General features: G+C 75.4%; 17 protein-coding genes. 6 read left to right on the top strand and 11 right to left on the bottom strand.

Annotated features, from left to right (window positions below; translation table 11 throughout):
- The first annotated feature begins 94 nt into the window (after positions 1–94).
- Positions 95–1,189 carry a PP2C family protein-serine/threonine phosphatase gene (locus tag AB0O91_RS18075; protein WP_363433745.1) on the top strand — a complete coding sequence of 365 codons (1,095 nt, stop codon included), beginning with the start codon at positions 95–97 and terminating at the stop codon, positions 1,187–1,189.
- 56 nt (positions 1,190–1,245) lie between these two features.
- On the opposite strand, the gene AB0O91_RS18070 is transcribed toward AB0O91_RS18075, so the two are convergent.
- Together AB0O91_RS18070 and AB0O91_RS18065 are read right to left on the bottom strand one after the other, a co-directional pair.
- Positions 1,246–2,022 (bottom strand): GNAT family N-acetyltransferase, encoded by a 777-nt coding sequence (locus AB0O91_RS18070; RefSeq protein ID WP_363433742.1) that lies wholly within the window; start codon positions 2,020–2,022, stop codon positions 1,246–1,248.
- Positions 2,023–2,120: 98 nt separating this feature from the next.
- Positions 2,121–2,504: a MerR family transcriptional regulator gene (locus AB0O91_RS18065; protein WP_363433738.1), complete on the bottom strand. Its 384-nt coding sequence runs from the start codon at positions 2,502–2,504 to the stop codon at positions 2,121–2,123.
- A gap of 111 nt (positions 2,505–2,615) precedes the next feature.
- Between AB0O91_RS18065 and AB0O91_RS18060 the strand changes: the two genes are divergently transcribed.
- The gene (locus tag AB0O91_RS18060; protein WP_363433735.1) at positions 2,616–3,518 is read left to right on the top strand and encodes an NAD(P)-binding domain-containing protein; all 903 of its coding nucleotides are present in this window, start codon (positions 2,616–2,618) and stop codon (positions 3,516–3,518) included.
- Positions 3,519–3,625: 107 nt separating this feature from the next.
- Here the strand turns inward: AB0O91_RS18060 and AB0O91_RS18055 are convergent, their stop codons facing one another.
- Positions 3,626–4,555, bottom strand: coding sequence for an NADP-dependent oxidoreductase (locus tag AB0O91_RS18055; protein ID WP_363433732.1), 930 nt, complete (start codon positions 4,553–4,555; stop codon positions 3,626–3,628).
- Positions 4,556–4,755: 200 nt separating this feature from the next.
- Here AB0O91_RS18055 and AB0O91_RS18050 point away from each other — a divergent pair, with 200 nt between their 5' ends.
- Genes AB0O91_RS18050 through AB0O91_RS18040 form a run of 3 tightly spaced genes read left to right on the top strand, consistent with a single transcriptional unit; the run spans position 4,756 to position 7,484 of the window.
- Positions 4,756–6,093: a response regulator transcription factor gene (locus AB0O91_RS18050; RefSeq protein WP_363433730.1), complete on the top strand. Its 1,338-nt coding sequence runs from the start codon at positions 4,756–4,758 to the stop codon at positions 6,091–6,093.
- A gap of 38 nt (positions 6,094–6,131) precedes the next feature.
- Positions 6,132–7,001 carry an SDR family NAD(P)-dependent oxidoreductase gene (locus AB0O91_RS18045; protein WP_363433727.1) on the top strand — a complete coding sequence of 290 codons (870 nt, stop codon included), beginning with the start codon at positions 6,132–6,134 and terminating at the stop codon, positions 6,999–7,001.
- A 9-nt stretch (positions 7,002–7,010) separates the two neighbouring features.
- A complete protein-coding gene (locus tag AB0O91_RS18040; protein ID WP_363433724.1) occupies positions 7,011–7,484 on the top strand; it encodes a protein phosphatase in 474 nt (157 codons plus the stop codon).
- 10 nt (positions 7,485–7,494) lie between these two features.
- Here AB0O91_RS18040 and AB0O91_RS18035 read toward each other — a convergent pair whose 3' ends face one another.
- Together AB0O91_RS18035 and AB0O91_RS18030 are read right to left on the bottom strand one after the other, a co-directional pair.
- Complete coding sequence (locus tag AB0O91_RS18035; protein ID WP_363433722.1) at positions 7,495–9,327, bottom strand: protein kinase; 1,833 nt, start codon at positions 9,325–9,327, stop codon at positions 7,495–7,497.
- 96 nt (positions 9,328–9,423) lie between these two features.
- Positions 9,424–10,296, bottom strand: a complete 873-nt coding sequence (locus tag AB0O91_RS18030; RefSeq protein WP_363433718.1) for an NmrA family NAD(P)-binding protein — start codon at positions 10,294–10,296, stop codon at positions 9,424–9,426.
- Positions 10,297–10,364: 68 nt separating this feature from the next.
- On the opposite strand from AB0O91_RS18030, the gene AB0O91_RS18025 reads away from it, so the two are divergent.
- Complete coding sequence (locus AB0O91_RS18025; protein ID WP_363433716.1) at positions 10,365–10,853, top strand: MarR family winged helix-turn-helix transcriptional regulator; 489 nt, start codon at positions 10,365–10,367, stop codon at positions 10,851–10,853.
- A gap of 59 nt (positions 10,854–10,912) precedes the next feature.
- On the opposite strand, the gene AB0O91_RS18020 is transcribed toward AB0O91_RS18025, so the two are convergent.
- The 6 genes from AB0O91_RS18020 to AB0O91_RS17995 form a co-directional block, all read right to left on the bottom strand.
- Entirely contained in the window at positions 10,913–11,884 is a 972-nt protein-coding gene (locus AB0O91_RS18020) for an urease accessory protein UreD (protein ID WP_363433915.1), read from the bottom strand.
- Positions 11,885–11,886: 2 nt separating this feature from the next.
- Complete coding sequence (ureG, locus tag AB0O91_RS18015; RefSeq protein WP_363433714.1) at positions 11,887–12,507, bottom strand: urease accessory protein UreG; 621 nt, start codon at positions 12,505–12,507, stop codon at positions 11,887–11,889.
- Positions 12,508–12,619: 112 nt separating this feature from the next.
- The gene (locus tag AB0O91_RS18010) at positions 12,620–13,333 is read right to left on the bottom strand and encodes an urease accessory UreF family protein (RefSeq protein ID WP_363433712.1); all 714 of its coding nucleotides are present in this window, start codon (positions 13,331–13,333) and stop codon (positions 12,620–12,622) included.
- The gene (gene ureC / locus AB0O91_RS18005) at positions 13,330–15,054 is read right to left on the bottom strand and encodes an urease subunit alpha (RefSeq protein WP_363433710.1); all 1,725 of its coding nucleotides are present in this window, start codon (positions 15,052–15,054) and stop codon (positions 13,330–13,332) included. Before ureC ends, AB0O91_RS18010 begins: the two co-directional genes overlap by 4 nt.
- On the bottom strand, positions 15,054–15,506 hold the full coding sequence (locus AB0O91_RS18000; protein WP_363433707.1) for an urease subunit beta: 453 nt from the start codon (positions 15,504–15,506) through the stop codon (positions 15,054–15,056). Before AB0O91_RS18000 ends, ureC begins: the two co-directional genes overlap by 1 nt.
- Positions 15,496–16,431: a cobalamin biosynthesis protein CbiX gene (locus tag AB0O91_RS17995; RefSeq protein ID WP_363433704.1), complete on the bottom strand. Its 936-nt coding sequence runs from the start codon at positions 16,429–16,431 to the stop codon at positions 15,496–15,498. The genes AB0O91_RS18000 and AB0O91_RS17995 overlap by 11 nt, the downstream gene beginning before the upstream one ends.
- Positions 16,432–16,433 lie beyond the last annotated feature (2 nt).

The raw sequence follows: 16,433 nt of genomic DNA, 5'->3' as shown, positions 1-16,433 counted from the left end.
CACGGTGTACAGAGGAGAGGTGCCCCTCCGGCAGCGTCCCGATGAGCCCCGTCCGCGCGCCCGCCGCCGCTCCTGGCGGCCCGACCGCCGAGTGATGACGGCGCTGCCGCTCGCACTGATCGTCGTGATCACCGTCGTCGACATCGTCTCGCCGCCGCAGATCCACCTCGGGCCGCTGCTGATCGTCGCCCCCGCCCTCACCGCCTCCGTCGCCGGGCCCCGGGCCACCGCCGGGGTCGCCCTGCTCGCCCTCGGCGCGCTCACCTTCATCGGCGCCGTCCGGGACGGCCTGACCAGCGCCAACATCGAGACCCAGCTCAGCGCCCAGCTGATCGTCTCGGTGCTGATCGTCGGCCTGCGGGTGCTGCGCGACCGGCACGAACGCGAACTGGCCCGGGTGCGCTCGGTCTCCGAGGCCGCCCAGCGGGTGCTGCTGCGCCCGCTGCCGGAGCGGATCGGGCCGCTGCACCTGGCCTCCGTCTACCTCGCCGCCGAGGCCGAGGCGCAGGTCGGCGGCGACCTGTACGCGGCCGCCCGCACCACCAACGGCACCCGGCTGCTGGTCGGCGACGTCCGCGGGAAGGGGCTGTCCTCGCTCGGCGACGCCGCCCTGCTGCTCGGCGCCTTCCGCGCCGCCGCCCACCTGCACGCCGACCTGCCGGACCTCGCCGCCTACCTGGACGGCAGCGTCTGCTGGGACCTCGCCCAGCTGGCCCAGGCCCGCCAGGCCGAGCGCTCCCGGCACCCGGACCCGCCCGGGGGCGCGCCGGACGAGGGCGGCGAGTCCTTCATCACCGCCGTCCTGCTCGACATCCCCGACGACGGCGCGCACGTCCACCTGATCGACTGCGGCCACCCGCCCCCACTGCTGCTGCGCCCCGAGGGCCTCACCACCCTGACCACCCGCAACCCCGCGCCACCGCTCGGCCTGGGCGAGCTCGCGCCGGTCGGCTACGAGGTGCAGACCTTCCCGTTCCGCCCCGGCGACCGGCTGCTGATCTACACCGACGGCGTGATCGAGGCCCGGGACTCCCAGCGCCGCTTCTACCCGCTCACCGAACGGGTCACCGCCTGGCAGGGCGAACGGCCCGGCGCGCTGCTGCACCGCCTGCGCCGCGACCTGCTGGCCCACGTCGGCCGACGGCTGGACGACGACGCGGCGATGGTGGTGGTCGAGCGGCTGCGGTGAGCAGCGGGCCGACGGGCCGCGCGGGCCGCCCCTCGGCCCGCGCCGCGACCGCCGCGCTACGGCGTGTACACGTACGGCGTGGTGGTGCTCAGCCGGGCGAAGCCGAGTCGCTCCAGGATCGGGCGGCTCTGGTCGCTCGCGTCGACCTGGAGGTACTCGTAGCCGAGCGCGGCGGCCTGACGGGCCCGGTGGGCGACCAGGGCCCGGTAGATGCCCCGACCGCGCCAGCCGGGCACGGTGCCGCCGCCCCACAGGCCGGCGAAGCCGGTGCCCGGGGTCAGCTCCGTCCGGGCGGAGCTCACCGGCCGGTCGCCGGCCATCGCGACGAACATGCTCAGCGTCTCCGAGCCGTGCCGGAGGTGGTCGAGCAGCCGCTCGCGCAGCACGGGCATCTCGGTGCCGAAGGCGAGTTCGTGGGCCTCCACCATGAGCTCCACCCCGGCCGGGTCGGTGACCGGCTCCAGCCGGACGCCCTCGGGCAGGACGGCGTCGGTGGGCAGCTCGTCGATCCGGGCGATCATCAGCGCCTCGTCCGGCTCGGCGGTGAAACCGGCCGCGAGCAGCCGGCGGCCGAGGTCGGCGGGGCGGTCGTGGGAGTAGGCCTTCCACTCGAACTCCAGGCCCAGCCCGGCGAAGTGGGCGACCTGCGCGGCGATCGCGGCGTCCGCCCCGGCCTCGTCCAGGCCCGACCAGAGGACGCCGTTCCAGGCGTGTGCCCCGCCGACCTGGCGCACCACGGCGCCGTCCCGCTCGACGCGGACGCCGGGGCCGTCCGGCCGCGCGTCGCGCCGGATCCGCTGGTCGAACAGGGCGAGTACATGATCAGAATCCATCCGCCCACCTCAACACGGGCGCGCGGGCGCCCGCCACCCGTTTATCCCGTCGCCGCGCGGCCTCCCGGGCGGACAGATCACCTCGCTCGGCGGGCGGGTCACCTCCCGGGCGTGCGGATCACCTCGCTCGGCGCGTCCGCCCCCATGACCGCGTCCAGCAGCGCCCGGGAGGCCTCCAGCTCGTCCAGTTGCCGGGTGATCCGGGCCCGCTCGCGGGCCAGCACGGCGAGCAGCTCCGGGCAGGTCGGGCCGGGCCGCCGCCGCCCGGGGAGCGGCAGGCCCGGGAGGATCTCGGCGATCACGGCGCTGGTGAGACCGGCCGCGAGCAGGGTGCGGATGCCGTGGACGGTGTCCACGTCCCGGTCGCCGTACTCGCGGTAGCCGCTGGGGCGGCGCTCGGGGGCGAGCAGTCCCTGTTCCTCGTAGTAGCGCAGGGCGCGCGGGGTGACCCCGGTCCGCCGGGCCAGCTCTCCGATCCGCATTGCGGCACTCTCCCCTCACCGGATGGCGGGCCGCCGCCGCTCGGCGACCACCGGTCCCGTCGGCCTCCGGCCTTGACCCTGCCGTCGGCGTGAAGGTCTAGCGTAACCGCCATGACGACCGAACGATCTTCCGCACCCCCCTCAACTCAGCTGTCCACCACGGAGGTTGCCGTCCTCGGCCTGGGCCCGATGGGTCGGGCGCTGGCCGGGGCCCTGCTGGCCGCCGGGCACCCCGTCACCGTCTGGAACCGCACCCCGGGCCGGGAGGACGACCTGCCCGCCCGGGGCGCGCGGGTGGCCGCCGACGCGGCCGCGGCGGTGGCGGACGCCCCGCTGGTGCTGCTCTGCGTCCGCGACCGGGCCGCCGCCGACGCCGTGCTGGACGCCGCCGGGGAGGCGCTGCGCGGGCGGACCGTCGTCAACGCCACCTCGATCACCCCGGCGGACGCCCGGGCCGGCGCCGTCCGGGCCCGGGCCGTCGGCCACCGCTCCCTCCACGCGGCGGTCCTCACCCCCACCCCGACCATCGGCCGCCCCGAGGGCACCCTCCTGCTGAGCGGCGACGCCGAGGCCTTCGCCGCGCACGAGCCGATCCTGCGGGCGCTCGGCACCGTGCGGCACGTCGGCACCGATCCGGGGCGGGCCGCCGCCTTCGACACGGCCCTGCTGGACCTCTTCTGGACCACCGCGCACGGCCTGGTCCACGCCCTCGCACTGGCCCGCGCCGAGGGCATCGGCGGCACCGAACTCGCCCCGTACGCCCAGGGGTTGCCGCTCCTGCTGGGGCCGCTGATCGAGGACTTCGCCCGACGCGCGGACGAGCGCCGCCACCCGGGCGACCGCAGCAGCGTGGCCTCCGCGGCGGCCGGGCTGACGCACGTCGCCCACACCGCCCGGGCCCGCGGCCTGGACACCTCCGTCCTGGACGCCGCGCTCGCGGTCACCCGGCGCGCCGTCGACCGGGGGCACGGGGCGGACGGGGTGTCGACCCTGGTCGAACTGTTCGCGCAGTGACCGGCGGGTGCCCGGCAGCGGGCTCCCGGCGCCTGGTCCCTGGCGCCTGGTGCCTGATGCCTGGTGCCTGATGCCCGGCAGCGGATGCCGGGCACGGCGCCCCCGGGTCAGACCGTGAGGACGATCTTCCCCCGCAGGTGGCCCAGCTCGCTGAGCCGCTGGGCCTCCGCCGCCTCCGCGAGCGGGAGCACCCGGTGCAGCGGCAGCCGCAGGGTGCCCTCCCGGTGCAGGGCGAGCGCGGCGTCGAGGGCCGCCCGGTGGTGCATCTCCTCGCCGCCGGCGCCGCCGGTGAAGCGCACGCCGTGCTGCTCGCCGCCCTCGATGTCGGCGATCGTCACCACCCGCTCCGCGCTGCCGGTCAGCTCGATCGACAGCGGCAGCACCCCGCCCTGGCCGGCCGCGTCCAGCGCCCGGTCCACCCCGCCCGGGGCGGCCGCCCGCACCCGCTCGGCGAGGCCCTCGCCGTACACCACCGGGATCGCGCCGAGTTCGCGCAGGTAGTCCTGGTTCGCCTCGCCGGCGGTGCCGACCACGGTGATCCCGCGGGCCCGGGCGAACTGGAGCAGCAGCGTGCCGACCCCGCCCGCCGCGCCGTGCACCAGCAGGGTCTCGCCCGCCCGGGCGCCCAGGACCGCGAGGACCCGCTGGGCGGTCTCGGCGGCGGTCGGCACCGCCGCGGCCTCCTCCCAGCTCAGCGTGGCGGGCTTGTGCGCCAGGTGGGTGACGTCCAGCAGCGCGTGCTCGGCGTAGCCGCCGCCCATCAGCGCGCCGAACACCTCGTCGCCGGGCGCGAAGCCGGTCACCTCCGGGCCGACCTCCTCGACCACGCCGGAGACCTCGTAGCCGGACACGGCGGGGAAGGCCACCGGGAAGAGGCCCTGCAGTGCGCCGCTGCGCACCTTGTGGTCCAGCGGGTTGACGCCCACCGCGCGCACCGCGACCCGCACCTGGCCGGCTCCGGGGGCGGGCAGTTCGATCTCGATCGGGCGCAGCACGTCCGCGCCGCCGTACTGGGTGAAGGCGATCGCCTTGGTCATGGGAGGTGCCCTTCGTCCTTGACTGGTCCGGGTTGTCCGGGACTCGACCCGGCACCGGTCCGGGGCACCGCCCCGGACCGGTCGTTCCGACGGATCCATCCTGCGTCGCCGGGGCCGCCGCTCCGGCCGGTCGTTCGGACAGTTCGACCTGGCCGAAGGGAGGGGTGGCCGCCGTCGGCGTCCGCACTAGGCTGAAGGGCATGGACGTGGACGAGACCTGGCAGCAGCACTGGGGCCGGCCCGAGGACGCGCTGGCGCGGGCCGTCGAGGTGCTGCGCACCCCCCGGCCCGACGTGCTGCCGCGGCTGTCGGAGGTGGTCGGCACCCTGGTCCCGCACACCGCGATCGCCCACCTCAGCGGCATCTGCACCTACTCCCCCACGCTCGCCTACGGCCCGCCCGAGCTGACCGGCGGCACCAGCGGCCTGGAGCTGGCCCGGCTGGCCGAGCGCGCCGCCGGGACGACCTCGACCGGCCGGCCCTGGCAGGGCGAGGCCGAACTCGCGGGCCGGGTACGGCCGGTGGTGGCGGTCTCGGCCCAGCAGGGCGACGGCAAGGGCGCCTTCCTGGTGCTGGTCCGGGCGGACGCGGCGCCGGTGGCGCCCGGCGCGCTCGCCGTCCTCCAGCAGTTGTGCGAGCTGGTGATCGCCCACTCCGACCACCGCGCGACCGACGCCGCGCCCCCCGTGGCGGCGGTCTCCCGTGCCGCCGCCGAAGCCCGCGCCCGGGCGACCGCCGAGTTCACCGGCACCCACGGTGCGACGCTCAGCGCGATCCTGGCTCCGCTGCGTTCGGCCGACCTGGACGACGGCGCCGCCCGCCGGGCCGCCACCGAACTGGCCGTCACCGCCCTGCTCGACCTGCGGCGCGCCGCCGACCTGGACCGCACGCTCAGCGAGGAGCCCGCCGACGCGGCCTTCGCCCGGCTCGCCCGGGAGCTGCGCCCGCTGCTGCGGCACACCCGGGTCCGGTTGGACCTCGCGCCGCCGGCGGACGCCGCCCGGTCCGTCCCGGCGGACACCGCGCACACCGCCCGGGACGCCGTCCGGGTCGCCGTGATGCTGATGCTGGACCAGGAGAAGCCGGCCCGGCTGCACGTGAGTTGGCAGTTCACGGCGGACGGCGCGCTGCGCGCGGTGGTGCGCGACGACGGCCTCGGCCTGCTCGCCGCGGACGCCCTGGCCGTCCACCGCACCGCCGACCGGATCGCCGCGCTCGGCGGCCGGTACGGCATCGAGTCCGTCCCCGGCTGGGGGACCACCGTGACCGTCGACCTGCCGCTCGGCCTGCCCGCGCCGATCGCCGCCACCGACCCCCTGGACGGCTTGCAGCCGCGCGAACTGGAGGTGCTCGACCAGTTGGCCCAGGGCCGCCGCAACCGGGACATCGCCGAGGCGCTGCACATCAGCGAGTCCACGGTGAAGTTCCATGTCGCCAACATCCTGGCCAAGTTGGGCGTCAGCTCGCGCGGCGAGGCGGCGGCCCTCGCGCACCGGGCCGGAATGCCCGGCGCCGCCCGGCTGCACGTGGCATCCTGAACCGGTTCCGCCCCTCCCCTCCGGCCCCAGGAGTCCCGATGACCCGGCCCACCCCACCGCGGACCGTCCTCGTCACCGGCTCCACCGACGGCCTCGGCCGCGCCCTCGCGCACCGCCTCGCCGCCGAGGGCGCCACCGTCCTGCTGCACGGCCGCGACAAGGGCAGGCTGGACCGCACCGCCGGGGAGATCGCCGCGGCCCACGGCCTGGACCGGCCCGCCACCCTGCGCGCCGACCTGGCCGACCTCGACCAGGTCCGCGCCCTCGCCGCCGAGGTCCGCGGCACCACCGACCGGCTCGACGTCCTGGTGAACAACGCGGGCGTCGGCGCCGGCGAACCGGACGGGCGGACCCGCCGCACCAGCGCCGACGGGTACGAACTGCGCTTCGCCGTCAACCACTTGGCCGGCCTGCTGCTCGGCCTGGAACTGCTGCCGCTGCTGCGCGCGAGCTCATCCGCCACCGCCTCCACCGCCGTACGGGCGCCCGCCCGGATCGTCAACGTCGCCTCCGCCGGGCAGGAGGAGGTCGACTTCGACGACCTGATGCTGGAGCGCGACTACAGCGGGACCAGCGCGTACTGCCGCAGCAAGCTCGCCCAGATCGCCTGTGGCTTCGAACTGGCCGCCCGGGTGCCCGCCGCCGAGGTGACCGTCAACAGCCTCCACCCGTCGACGTACATGCCCACCAAGATGGTGCTCCAGGAGATCGGCCACAGCATCGACAGCCTGGAGGACGGCGTCACCGCCACCCACCGGCTGGTCACCGACCCTGCCCTCGCCGGTGTCACCGGCCGCTACTACGACCGGCTGCGCGAGGCCCGCGCCCACCGCCAGGCCTACGACCTGCGGGCCCGGGCCGCACTGTGGGAGCGCAGCCTGGAGCTCGTCGGGCACCCGGGCCCCTGAGGAGGCGGGATGAGCGACCGCCCTGACTCCGCACCCGAAGCCGCGCCCGTCACCTGGGATCCTGCGGCCCCCGGCGTGCTGCGGTTGCCCTCCGGGCGGCTGCTGCGCGGCCGCGGCGTGCGCCGGCCGCTGCCGCCCGGCCCCCGGCCGGACTTCGGCGTCTACCTGCTCGACCGCGCGCCGAAGCCGCTCCCGTGGCCGAGCCGCTGGGTGCGCTGGCCGGACTTCCGGCTGCCCGCCGACCGCGCGGACGCGGCCGACGCCTTTCGCGAGGCCTGGGAGCGCTGCGCGGACGAGCGGGTCGAACTCGCCTGCGCGGGCGGCCGGGGCCGCACCGGCACCGCGCTCGCCTGCATCGCGGTGCTGGACGGTGTCCCGGCGGCGGAGGCGGTCGGCTACGTCCGGCAGCACTACAGCCGGCACGCGGTGGAGACGCCGTGGCAGCGCAGGTTCGTGGAGCGGCTGGGCCGCCGGCCCGGGTGACGGCGGCCCGTCAGGTGCGCGGATAGGTCTTCGTGACGGTGCCGCTGGCGTCCGCCCGCAGGTAGGCGCTGCCGTAGGAGTCCCCGACGTAGACCAGGAGGGTCGGCCCGGTGTCGCCCATCCCCGGGGCGTTGTGCACGGCGATGTGGTGGGTGGTCGGGTGGGCGATGCCGAGTTCGGTGTCGGCCCGCTGCAACAGGGCCGGGAGGGCGTCCCAGTTGACCGCCTGGAGGTCCACCGGCTTCTCGCCGAAGGCCACGCTGCCGGAGCGCGGGCCCTGGGTGGTCCGGCCGTCGCGGTAGTCGAAGGAGTCGTAGAGGTTCGGGTTCGCGGTGGTCGCGACGACGACGCCCCCGGAGTCCTGTTGGAGCGTGAACTCCAGGACGGGACGGTTGCCGGTCTTCTGGTTCATGGCCTGGATCGCGCCGCGGACGCCGGCGGGCGTGAGCAGTCCCGGGTAGGCCGCCGGTGCGTCGCTGCCGGGGATGCCGGCGGTGCCCTTGGCCGCGAAGTACTGGATGCCGTAGACGACGGACAGCGTCAGCACCGGCACCAGGAGCAGGTAACCGGACCGCAGCACGCCGCGCCTCCGGCCCGGGCGGGGGCTCGCGTCGCTCGGCTGCGGGCCGGGGGGCTGCGGCGGGCCGAAGGTCGGACCGGTGGACGCACCGGTGGGATACCCGGTCGGGTACCCGCCGGTGGGTCCGGTGGGATACCCGGTGGGATACCCCGTCGGGTACCCGGCGCCCGGACCAGCGGGGTACCCGGCCGTCGCACCGGTGGGGTACCCGGCCGTCGCACCGGTGGGGTACCCGGCCGTCGCACCGGTGGGGTACCCGGCGCCCGGACCGGCGGGGTGCCCGGCGGTCGGGCCACCGGGGTACCCCGTCGGGTACCCGGCGGAGTGACCGGTGACCCACTCGGTGGCCTGCGGCGGGACGGCGCCGGCCGAGGGCTGGAGCCGCACCGTCCCGACCGTGCCGGCCTCCCCCGCGGCCGCCGACGCGTGCTCGGCCTCGGTCAGCTGCCGGTCGAGCAGCCAGGCGTCGGGGCGGGCGGCCGTGTCGCGCACCAGCAGGGCGGCGAGCACCGGGCCCAGCGGCCCGGAGCGCACCGGCGGCGGGACCGGCTCGTCCAGCACGGCGGCCAGGGTGGCGAGGCTGGTGCCGCGCCGCAGCGGGTGGTAGCCCTCGACCGCGACGAAGAGCATCATCCCCAGCGACCACAGGTCCGAGGCCGGGTTGCCCTCCTCGCCGCGGACGCGTTCGGGGGCGATGTACTCGGGCGAGCCGATCAGGGCGCCGGTGGTGGTCAGGCTGGGCGACTCCGCGAGCGCGGCGATGCCGAAGTCGGTGAGGACCGGACTGCCGTCCGGGCGCAGCAGGACGTTGCCGGGCTTCACGTCCCGGTGCTGGATGCCGGCCGCGTGCGCGGCGCTCAGCGCGGAGAGCACGCCGCGGCCGAGCCGGGCCGCCTCCAGCGGCGACATCGGGCCGCGGGCGAGGCGGTCGTGCAGGGAGCCGCCGGTCACCAGCTCCATCACCAGCCAGGGGTGCGGGTACTCGGGCCGGTCGACGATGTGGTGGATCGTCGCCACGTGCGGGTGGTTGAGCCGCGCCAGCGAACGGGCCTCGCGCAGCACGCGTTCGCGCAGCACCGCCGCCGCCCCCGGGTCCCCCGCGAGGTCGGCCGGATCCGGCGGGCGCACCTCCTTCAGCGCCACCTCACGTTGCAGGACGGTGTCGCGCGCCCGCCACACCAGACCCATGCCTCCGCCGCCCAGACGCTCCACCAGTTCGAAGCGCCCGTCGATGAGTTGGAGCCCCGGCCCCCCAGAATCCATGACGGTCATCGTAGGGGGGAGGTCCGTCATCCGTGACACCGCCCGGCACCCCGGACGCCCCGGAGGCCCCGACCCCGCGCGGCGCGACGGCGCGGCTCACAGGTCCCAGGGCTGCCCGGCGGCCCAGTCCTCCAGGGTGCGCCACTCGACGGCGGGGTGGGCCGCGTGCAGGGCCTCGGTGTCGAGGTCGAGGCCGGTCTCCTGGAAGTAGCGGAACATCGCGGCGAGATCGGCGGAGTAGGTCTCGACGACGGACAGCGGCACCTCCTCGCAGCGGATCGGGCGCCCGCTCGCGGCGGCGATGGCGGCGGCGATCCGGTCGCCGGTGCACCACTGGGAGGCGATGTCGATGCGCTGCCCGGCGTGCCCCTCCGGGTGGGCCAGGACGTGGGCGGCGAAGGCGCCGATGGTCTCGACGGCGATCACCGGGAAGGGGGTGGCGGCGGGCATCGGGAGGTGGAGGACGCCCCGGCGCAGGGAGTCGAGGGTCCAGTCGCCGGCGTAGTTGTCCAGGAACACGGCCGGGCCGAGGACGGTCCAGGGCAGGTCGAGGCCGGCGAGGTGCTGTTCGAGGCGCTGCTTGGAGTCGAAGTGCGGGATGCCGGTGGAGCGGTCGGCGTTGGTGGCGGAAGTGAGGACGACGTGCCGGACGCCGGCCGCGGCGGCGGCGTCGAGCAGGGCGGTGCCCTGGCGGACCTCGGTGTCCGGGTCCGTCCCGAACGGCGTGGACATCGCGAACAGGGCGCCGGCGCCCGCCAGGGCGGCGCCCAGCGAGGCCGGGTCGTCGAAGTCGGCCCGCACCAACTTGGCGCCGAGGGCGGCGAGTTCACGGGCGGCCGGGGAGTCGGTGGTGCGGGTGAGGGCCCGGACCGGGCGGCCGTCCCGGAGCAGGGCGCGGGCGACGGCGCCGCCCTGGGCGCCGGTGGCGCCCGTCACGGCGACGGGGAGTCGGACAGTTGTCTGCGTCATGCAGACAACATAGGAAGAAATCTCTGCGTCGCGCAACTTTTAATCGGGCCGCCGGTTACCCTGACCCCATGACGCCCTCCCGCGACGAACTGATGGCCCGGCTCTGGCCGGTCTCACGCCGCTACCTGGCCTCCTACGTGCTGTTCAACCAGGCCGTCGCCGACCACCTCGGCATGCACCCGACCGACGTCCAGTGCCTCAACCTGCTCACCCTGGAGGACGGCCCGGTGACCACCGGCCGGATCGCCGAGCTGACCGGGCTCACCAGTGGCTCGGCGACCCGGCTGGTCGACCGGCTGGAGAAGGCCGGGCTGGTCGCCCGGCAGCGGGACGAGGCGGACCGCCGCCGGGTGCTGGTCGCCGTCCTCCCCGACGCGCTGGAGCGCTTCGGGGCGGTGTGGCGCGACCTCGGCGGCGACTGGGCGGCGATCTTCGCGGAGGACAGCGAGGACGAACTCGCCTTCCTGGTCAAGCACATGAACCGCACGGTGGACCTCAGCCACCGGCAGATCGCCCGCCTCGCCGACCGGGACCACCCGGACCACCCGGGCCGCTAGGACCACCCTGGCCACCCTGGCCACCCTGGCCGCCAGGGCCCCCGCCGCGCCGCACCCCCTCAGGTCTTCCGCAGCTGCGGCGCCGGCACCCCGATCAGCAGCCGCCGCACCGCGTCCCAGGCCGCCCGCAGCGCCGCCGCGCAGGCCCGGCTGTCGGAGTCGAGCAGCCGCAGCCAGGCGCCGCCGTCCTGCGGCAGCACGCTGACCCCGTACAGCGGCCCGCGCCCCGCCAGCGCCTCGTGCAGCACGTCGGCGATCCGCGCCGCCGGGGCGAGCGGGCTGAGCACGTACAGGCTGGACATCACGTCGTGCCCGCCGAGCACGGCCGGGCCCGCCACCCCGCGGCCGGGCCCGGAGGGCTCCAGCCGCACCGTGTCCAGCGCCACCAACTCGCCGTCCGGGCGCCGCACTTCGAGGTCCGAGGCGAACACCTGGTAGGCGTTGCGCTCGCCCCGGGCCAGCCGCCCGGCCAGCACGGTCTCGCCCGCCAGCACCGTCGCCCCCGGGTCGACCGTCAGCACGGTGCGCTGGTAGAACCGGGAGTCGACGAAGGGGATCACCGGCTCGGGCAGGTACTCCACGTACGCGCCCGGCCCGGCCTCCAGGTTGACCAGCTGCGTCGCGTAGTCGAACTCCATCCGGTAGACCTTGGTGGCCGCCTGGGTGGTGAGGTGCACGGCCGTGTCGGCGCCGCAGCGGATGTCGGTGCGCAGCCGGTCGGCCTGGAGGATGCCGCCGCCGGTGGACATCAGCAGCGTGACGGCGAGGTCCGGGCGGGCCGGGTCGAAGTACAGCGGGCGCATGATCTGCAGCGGCGACTTCTGGTAGTGGCCGGTGAGTTCGGTGCGCCCGCCGACCCGCTCGAAGGCCAGCTCCAGCAGCCCGACCTTGCCGGGGCGCCCGACTGCGAGGGTGTCGGGCGTCCCGGCGTGCCGGCGGACCTCGTACGGGACCCGGGCGGGCTCGTAGTGCCGCGGGTCGAGCCGGGGCACCGGCCGCTCCGCCGCGTCCTGCGGGGCGCCCGCCGTCACCGTCACGCGGGGACCTTCCGGAAGGTCTCCAGGAAGGTCGCGATCTCCTCCAGCCCCTCCCCGGTCAGGCAGTTGGTGAGCACCACCGGACCGCCCTCGCGCACCCGCCGGGCGTCGGACTCCATGACGCCGAGGTCCACCCGGACGTACTGGGCGATGTCGATCTTGTTGATCACCAGCAGCTCGGACTCGGTGATGCCCGGGCCGCGCTTGCGGGGCATCTTCTCGCCCTCGGCGGTGTCCAGCACGAACAGGAAGAGGTCGACCAGCACCGGGCTGAAGGTGAGGGTCAGGTTGTCGCCGCCGGACTCGTACAGCAGGGTGTCGACGTCGGGGAAGCGCTCCAGCATCTCCGCCCCGGCGGCGAGGTTCATCGTCGGGTCGTCCCGGACGGCGGTGTGCGGGCAGGCGCCGGTCTCCACGCCGACCACCCGGTCGGGGTCGAGCACCCCGGCCAGGGTGCGGCGGACGTGCTGGGCGTCCTCCTGGGTGTAGATGTCGTTGGTGATGACCGCCGGGCGGTGGCCGCGCGCGATCAGCACCGGCACCAGCGCCTCGATCAGCGCCGTCTTGCCGGAGCCGACCGGGCCGCCGATGCCCACCCGGAGCACGTTCTCGGTCATGCGGATCTCCTCGCCGTGACTTGCAGTGACTTGCTGTGAACTGCAGTGATTTGCGGTGACTTGCCGTGAATTGCCGTGGCTCGCCGTTGCTCGCCGTGCTGTGGAAGGGGGTTCAGCTCGCGAACAGCCGGGCCTCGGCCCGCTCGTGCCGGCCGGACATCACGTCCGCGACCGGCACGCAGCCGCCCAGGTCGGCCAACTCCCGCACCAGCGCGGCCGCCACCACCTCCCGGATGACCGGGGCGGCGCCCCGGAGCACCACCTGGGCCCGGCGGTGGTCGGTCAGCCGCAGCCGCAGCGCGGCGCCGACGAAGCTGGTGCAGAAGGCGAACAGGTCACTGGCGACGGCCTGTTCGACCGGTACGGCGGCCGAGGCGTAGGCGACCCCGGCGGACACCGCCTGGCAGCCGGGGGCACGCCGCTCGGCGACCAGGGCGGCGTACCGCTCCAGCGGCTCCCCGCCCACCGACTCCCGGGCGATGTCCAGGAGTTGGCGTCCGGTGCGGGTGGCGGCGAGCCGCAGCTCGCGGTTGAGCTTGGTGGCGTGCAGCCGCTGGTCGGTCTCGACCAGCAGCTCCCAGTCGCCGGCCGCGGCGGCCCGGTGGGCCAGCGCCAGCGCCGTGGCGTCGGCCGGGCCCACGCTGTGCCGCAGCAGGTCGGCGAGCAGCTCGGGCACGGTGTCCGGGGTGACGGCCTTCGCCTGGGCGTAGCCCTCCAGACCGTGCGAGAGGGTGTAGAAGCCGCTGGGGAAGGCCGAGTCGGTCAGCTGGAGGCTGACCAGCAGGGCGTCCAGTCCGGCGTCCTCGGGCCCGGCGACGGCGCTCACGTGAGGTAGAACAGGTGGTTGAGCGGCAGTTCGCGGGCCGGCTCGATGGTGGCGGGCTCGCCGTCCAGGGTGACCTTGTACGTCTCCGGGTCGACCGCGATCTTCGGCAGGGCGTCGTTGCGCACCATGTGCTGCTTGCCGACCGAGCGGCAGTGCCGCACCGGCAGCACCCGGCTGGCCAGGTCGAGTTCCTTCGGCACGCCGAGGTCGACGGCGGCCTGGGACATGAAGGTGATCCGGGTGGCCTGCTTGGCCCGGCCGAGCGCGCCGTACATCGGCCGGTAGTACACCGGCTGCGGGGTGGGCAGCGAGGCGTTCGGGTCGCCCATCAGCGCCCAGTTGATCAGGCCGCCCTTGATGACCAGCTTGGGCTTGGCCCCGAAGGAGTTGATCGGCCACAGCACGATGTCGGCCAGCTTGCCGGGCTCCAGCGAGCCGATGTGCTCGGCGGTGCCGGAGGCGATCGCCGGGTTGATGGTGAGCTTGGCGAGGTAGCGCAGGACCCGGAAGTTGTCGTTGCGCTCGGTGTCCCCGGCCAGCTTGCCGCGCTCCGCCTTGCAGTGGTGCGCGGTCTGGAAGGCGCGGGTGAAGGACTCCCCGATCCGGCCCATGGCCTGCGAGTCGGAGGAGAAGATCGAGATGACGCCCTCGTCGTGCAGCACGGTCTCGGCGGCGATCGTCTCGGCGCGCACCCGGGAGTCGGCGAACGAGACGTCCTCGGGGATGTCGTGGCTGAGGTGGTGGCAGACCATCACCATGTCGAGCAGCTCGTCCACCGAGTTGACGGTGTAGGGCAGGGTCGGGTTGGTGGAGGACGGCAGCACGTTGGGCTCGCCGGCGATCCGCATGATGTCGGGGGCGTGGCCGCCGCCCGCGCCCTCGGTGTGGAAGGTGTGGATGGTGCGGCCGTCGATCGCGGACAGGGTGTCCTCGAAGAAGCCGGACTCGTTCAGGGTGTCGGTGTGGATGGCCACCTGCACGTCGTACTCGTCGGCGACGCTGAGCGCGCTGTCGATCGCCGCCGGGGTGCTGCCCCAGTCCTCGTGCACCTTCAGGCCGCAGACGCCGGCCTCGACCTGCTCGCGCAGCGCGCCGGGCAGCGAGCCGTTGCCCTTGCCGAGCAGCCCGACGTTGACCGGGAGCTCCTCGACCGCCTGGTACATCCGGCCGATGTTCCACGGTCCGGGGGTGCAGGTGGTGCCGTTGGTGCCGTCGGACGGGCCGGTGCCGCCGCCGATCAGGGTGGTGATGCCGTTGCTCAGCGCCTCCTCGGCCTGCTGCGGGGCGATGAAGTGGATGTGGGTGTCGATGCCGCCGGCGGTGGCGATCAGGTGCTCGCCGGAGATCACCTCGGTGCCGGGGCCGATCACCAGCTTGGGGTGCACCCCGCTCTGGGTGTGGGGGTTGCCGGCCTTGCCGACGGCGGTGATGAAGCCGTCCTTGACCCCGATGTCGCCCTTGACCACGCCGAGCACCGGGTCCAGCACGACGACGTTGGTGATGACCAGGTCGAGCGCGCCCTGGACGGAGGTGGCCGCCGGGTCCTGGGCCATGCCGTCGCGGATGCCCTTGCCGCCGCCGTAGACGGCCTCGTCGCCGTAGTGGCCCTGGTTGAAGTCCTTCTCGACCTCGACCACCAGGTTGGTGTCGGCGAGGTGGAAGCGGTCGCCGACGGTGGGTCCGAACAGGTCGGTGTACTGCTTGCGGGACAGCATGGCCATCAGCGGTCGCCCTCCTCGTGCTCCGAGTGGATCTGGGTGTGGAAGTCCCTGCCGTGCAGGTCGTCGTCCTTGTAGTCGAGGTTGGTGCCCTTGAAGCCGCGGGCGATCGCCCGGTCGATGGCGCGGGCGCGGGTGTCGCGCGCGGTGATGCCGCCGTCCACCAGGTTGCTGAAGCCGACCAGCCGGCGGTGGCCGCCGAACTCGGCGAGCGTGACGTCCTTGGTGTCGCCGGGCTCGAAGCGCACGGCGGTGCCGGCCGGGATGTCCAGGTGCTTGCCGAAGGCGGCGTTGCGGTCGAAGTCGAGGGCGCGGTTGGCCTCGAAGAAGTGGTAGTGGGAACCGACCTGGATCGCGCGGTCGCCCGTGTTGCTGACCGTGATGGTGGCCTTGGCTCGGCCGGCGTTGATCTCCACCGGGTCGTCGCCGTACAGGTATGCGGCACTACCGGACATGGCTGGCCTTCCTCTCTGCCGGTTCAGTGGGGGTGTGTGCGGGGGTGTGGGGGTGGTGGCCGTGGGTCGGGCCGGGGCCGTGGGTGTGCCCCGGACCGTGGCTGTGGCTGTGCCCCGGACCGTGCGCGTGGCCGTGGCCGTGGCCGTGGCCGTGGTCCGCCTCGCCCGGCCCGTGGCTGTGCGCGTAGCCGTGGCCGTGCTCGGCGTCCAGGCCGGCCAGGATGCCGTCCTCGCCGTGGCCGAGCAGGTGCAGGGCCGCCGCCGTGCGGGCCGCGACCACGCCGGTGATCGCGGACGGGCGCAGCAGCGGGCCGCCGTCCCGGGCGGGGCCGGGCCGGTCGGTTCCGGCCGGCAGGGCCGGGCCGAAGGAGGCCGGGACGGCGGTGACCCGGTCGGCGCCGAGCAGCCGGCAGCGTTCGATCCCCTCGGCCGGGTCCGGGTCGCCGCCGGTGAGGGCCACCTCGACCCAGCGGTGCCGCCCGTACTGGCGGACCAGGCGGGCGATCCGGAAGAGTTCGGCGTCCTCGAAGGGGCCCGCGGCCGGGGCGGTGACCAGGACGGCGTCCCCGCTGCCGGCGGTGGCCGCGGCGGCGCGCAGCCAGCCGATCAGGTGCTCGGCGGCGCCGAAGGGCGCGGTGAGCGCGATCCGTCCGCGGCCCTCGCCGTCGGCGAGCCAGCGCAGCGCGCGGGCGGTGTCGGCGACCAGCTTCGGGTCCCGTCCGAGGGTCATCGGGACGACGCACACCGGTGCGTCGCCGGCGGCGAGCGCGGAGCGGACGGCTTCGGCGAGCGGACGGCCGGCGGCCGCGACGGCGTGCACGGTGGCCCCGTGGCCGCGGTGCCCGGCCAGGGCGGCCAGGTCACGGCCGCCGTCGCTCTCGTGCCCACCGGCCAGGACGACCAGGGCGGACTGGGGTGCGGTCATCG

The sequence above is a fragment of the Kitasatospora sp. NPDC089797 genome (assembly GCF_040684795.1).
Lineage (GTDB): Bacteria > Actinomycetota > Actinomycetes > Streptomycetales > Streptomycetaceae > Kitasatospora.
The sequence above is the reverse complement of the archived record's forward strand: the minus strand, read 5'-3'. Positions and strand labels throughout refer to the sequence as shown.

Excerpts from the sequence above, each read along its gene's own strand:
- AB0O91_RS18055 (WP_363433732.1), bottom strand. The coding sequence starts at position 4,555 with ATGACCAAGGCGATCGCCTTCACCCAGTACGGCGGCGCGGACGTGCTG.
- AB0O91_RS18060 (WP_363433735.1), top strand. The coding sequence starts at position 2,616 with ATGACGACCGAACGATCTTCCGCACCCCCCTCAACTCAGCTGTCCACC.
- AB0O91_RS18065 (WP_363433738.1), bottom strand. The coding sequence starts at position 2,504 with ATGCGGATCGGAGAGCTGGCCCGGCGGACCGGGGTCACCCCGCGCGCC.
- AB0O91_RS18045 (WP_363433727.1), top strand. The coding sequence starts at position 6,132 with ATGACCCGGCCCACCCCACCGCGGACCGTCCTCGTCACCGGCTCCACC.
- AB0O91_RS18050 (WP_363433730.1), top strand. The coding sequence starts at position 4,756 with ATGGACGTGGACGAGACCTGGCAGCAGCACTGGGGCCGGCCCGAGGAC.
- AB0O91_RS18035 (WP_363433722.1), bottom strand. The coding sequence starts at position 9,327 with ATGGATTCTGGGGGGCCGGGGCTCCAACTCATCGACGGGCGCTTCGAA.
- ureG (WP_363433714.1), bottom strand. The coding sequence starts at position 12,507 with ATGACCGAGAACGTGCTCCGGGTGGGCATCGGCGGCCCGGTCGGCTCC.
- AB0O91_RS17995 (WP_363433704.1), bottom strand. The coding sequence starts at position 16,431 with ATGACCGCACCCCAGTCCGCCCTGGTCGTCCTGGCCGGTGGGCACGAG.
- AB0O91_RS18075 (WP_363433745.1), top strand. The coding sequence starts at position 95 with ATGACGGCGCTGCCGCTCGCACTGATCGTCGTGATCACCGTCGTCGAC.
- ureC (WP_363433710.1), bottom strand. The coding sequence starts at position 15,054 with ATGGCCATGCTGTCCCGCAAGCAGTACACCGACCTGTTCGGACCCACC.
- AB0O91_RS18040 (WP_363433724.1), top strand. The coding sequence starts at position 7,011 with ATGAGCGACCGCCCTGACTCCGCACCCGAAGCCGCGCCCGTCACCTGG.
- AB0O91_RS18070 (WP_363433742.1), bottom strand. The coding sequence starts at position 2,022 with ATGGATTCTGATCATGTACTCGCCCTGTTCGACCAGCGGATCCGGCGC.
- AB0O91_RS18025 (WP_363433716.1), top strand. The coding sequence starts at position 10,365 with ATGACGCCCTCCCGCGACGAACTGATGGCCCGGCTCTGGCCGGTCTCA.
- AB0O91_RS18030 (WP_363433718.1), bottom strand. The coding sequence starts at position 10,296 with ATGACGCAGACAACTGTCCGACTCCCCGTCGCCGTGACGGGCGCCACC.
- AB0O91_RS18000 (WP_363433707.1), bottom strand. The coding sequence starts at position 15,506 with ATGTCCGGTAGTGCCGCATACCTGTACGGCGACGACCCGGTGGAGATC.